The organism is Bradyrhizobium sp. JR4.3 (genome assembly GCF_040547695.1).
Taxonomy (GTDB): domain Bacteria; phylum Pseudomonadota; class Alphaproteobacteria; order Rhizobiales; family Xanthobacteraceae; genus Bradyrhizobium; species Bradyrhizobium canariense.
In genome coordinates this window covers 1-2775 of record NZ_JBEPQF010000082.1, presented here as the reverse complement: position 1 = coordinate 2775, position 2775 = coordinate 1, and the positions used below count along the sequence as shown (strand labels likewise).

At 59.1% G+C, this 2775-nt stretch carries 3 protein-coding genes; 2 read left to right on the top strand and 1 reads right to left on the bottom strand.

The genetic code is table 11. From position 1 onward, the window contains the following. Positions 1-454 precede the first annotated feature (454 nt). Both ABIB91_RS41545 and ABIB91_RS41540 read left to right on the top strand, forming a co-directional pair. Positions 455-1564: an MBL fold metallo-hydrolase gene (locus tag ABIB91_RS41545; protein WP_354172961.1), complete on the top strand. Its 1110-nt coding sequence runs from the start codon at positions 455-457 to the stop codon at positions 1562-1564. A gap of 57 nt (positions 1565-1621) precedes the next feature. Further along, positions 1622-2179, top strand: a complete 558-nt coding sequence (locus tag ABIB91_RS41540; RefSeq protein WP_244561253.1) for an SCO family protein — start codon at positions 1622-1624, stop codon at positions 2177-2179. Positions 2180-2382: 203 nt separating this feature from the next. Here ABIB91_RS41540 and ABIB91_RS41535 read toward each other — a convergent pair whose 3' ends face one another. Continuing rightward, entirely contained in the window at positions 2383-2508 is a 126-nt protein-coding gene (locus tag ABIB91_RS41535; protein ID WP_283806973.1) for a hypothetical protein, read from the bottom strand. Positions 2509-2775: the final 267 nt, after the last annotated feature.

Genomic DNA, 2775 nt, shown 5'->3' with positions numbered 1-2775 from the left:
GCGTCTTGGCAGTTTTTTCGATGACCCGTAGGTTGGCACCGTAGGTAGGCGGTAGCGCACTCACTATCGAGCCAGAATTAGAACGAAGCTTCAATACGATAGTCGTTTGAATGTGGAGGAGTGGATATCTTCTGGCCTTCAACAACGTGAATTGCAGCAATTTAGCTATACGCCAAGAGTTGCCAAATCGGCGAAGTCGTCTGGTCCGACCCGGACAAAGCCGAAGCCCTCCATGTACTCGCGCTTGTGGCCCGTCAGCGAAGTAGCGGCGCTCTTGAGGTCCGCTCAGCGAGGCATGGCGGCCCAAATTTGCTCAAGTTGAGTTCTTCGCATTTTGACCCACAGCCGACGTCAGCCGCGACGATCCCGTCTAGCGTTGACAGCGCAACCGATTGCGCCTGTAATTGAAGGGCAACACTTTATGCGGGCGCGAATTGCCGATGGAGAATTGCTCATGATGAATTTCAGCCGACGGGATGCTTTGAAGATTTCCGCTGGCCTGACGCTTACGACCGCGGCGGGCAGCTTTTCCTGTCTAGAGGTAGCCAAGGCTGGCCCGATCGAGGTCCCAACCATCGACAAGCTCAGCGTCCGGGTTCTCGTCGACAGCGCGAGCGACATCTTCTTTAAGCCGAAAGATGTGAGCGGAGTGAGGACCGAGCCCGGCCGTCCGGCCGATCCGAAGCGGCCGTTGCATAGCGAATGGGGGTTGTCGCTGTACCTGGAGCCGCAGCGCGGCGATGAGAGGAAAACCTTTCTTCTTGATTTCGGTTGGACGCCGGAGGCGATCAACGGCAACATGGAGCTCTTGAAGCTCGATGCTTCCAAGCTCGACGCGCTGATCATTAGCCACGGCCACTTTGACCATTGGGGTGGCCTGCTCGGCTTCCTGGAGCGGCACCGCAAGGATATGCCGGCTGACCTCACGATGTACGCCGGTGGCGAGGATAATTTCTGCCCGCGCTACGTTAAGATGGGTGGCGGAGGCGACCTTGCCGACTTTGGCACGCTCGATCGCCGGGACATTGCCAAGCAAAACGTGAAGGTTGTACTGTGCGAAGCTCCGGTCGTAATCGGCGGTCAGGCCTTTACCACTGGTAGGATTACCCGCAGCAGCATCGAGAAGGTGCTTCCGAACAGTCTGGTGGGATTTCAGCTCAAGGACGGTGCCGGCTGCAATACCAGCCACTATTTGCCGGCAGAGATGGAAGGCAAGATCGTACCCGACGAACATATCCATGAGCACGCGACCTGCTTTAACCTGAAAGACAAAGGCCTGATCGTCATCTCGTCCTGCGGTCATGTTGGCATCGTCAATTCGGTGCGGCAGGCGATGGCAGTTTCCGGCATCGACAAGGTTCATGCCATCATGGGCGGCTTCCATCTCGGACCGGCACCGGCCGACTATCTTACGCAGGTTGTCGCCGAGATCGCAAAGCTCAATCCTGACGTGCTGATCCCGATGCACTGCAGCGGGCTGAACTTCACCCAGGAAGCACAGCGCCAGATGCCGGGCAAAGTGCTGACCACAACGACGGGCACACGCATAACGTTCGGGATTTAATCAACGGGACACGCGGTGACGAGGCTGACGGCGTGCGCGCTTGTTGTGGCAGCGTCCATGATTGGCGCTATGACGGCGGTCGCCGACCCGCAACCATCGGCCGCCGAGATGATGGACGATCTGATGTTCGCCCGCGGGCCGATCGGAGGACCGTTCACCCTGACTGACCAATACGGGAAGATGCGCAGCGCCGCCGAGTTTCGCGGCAAGCTGACGATCGTATATTTCGGTTACACTTCCTGCCCCGACGTCTGTCCGACTGACCTGATGGCAATCACGCAGGCGCTGGACGCGCTGGGGCCCAAAGCCGAAAGAGTTCAACCCATCTTCATCACGATCGATCCCGAACGTGATACCGAGGTGCTTGCGAATTACCTCAAGGCATTTTACCCCAGCTTCATCGGGCTGACCGGGTCTTCCGACACGATCAGGCAGGTCGCCAATTCCTACAAGGCCTACTACCGGAAGGTGGATGACAAGCGCAGCGGCGAGTATGCTATCGATCACTCGGGCGTCATCTATCTAATGGGGCGGAACGGCGAATATCTCGGCTTCATGCCGCCGCAGACGGGGCCCGATCGGCTCATCGAAATCCTGCGCAAATATCTTGATTGACGCGGCGCACCTCCCGCCGCTCATTCGGTAGCAGCACTAAAGCGTTCTGTGCTCGGTCTGCTGTTGGCCCGTTGGCGAAGTGCGGTTTGGCTCAGATATGGTCTGCTAAAGGGGCAGACCGGAAGTGAAAAAGCGCCCATCAAACCGGCGCTGGTGACCCCAAGCCGTCATCGTCGGCGTGCGTTTCAGGAGGGCCCGATCCGCTAACGCTTGCGCACCAGCAAAGACCAAACAGGCGACGCACCGTCCCAGCCGCGAAGGCGCCCCGACAGCCGCACCTTCAGCCCGGCTTCCGTGATCCGCTCGACAACAAGATGCAGCGCGATCACGTCGCCCTCTGACAGCTCCACACAGCCACGCTTCCGCGACCACACCGCGCCCGGGAAGCGAAACAAGTTCGCCTTTAGCCATCGTCCGCTGCGCTCCGACAGCGGTTGTAAGTCGACCTGAGCGCCGGCCCTAGGCCGCAGCCTGACATCTGCCCGTCGCAGCCAATTCGGAGTAACCCTACGCGGTAGGCCGCAGCGCGCTGATCTTTCCAGTTAACCGTTAGAGCTCGTCGGACTCCTCGGTTTTCGGCTTCATCGTCGCAGCGA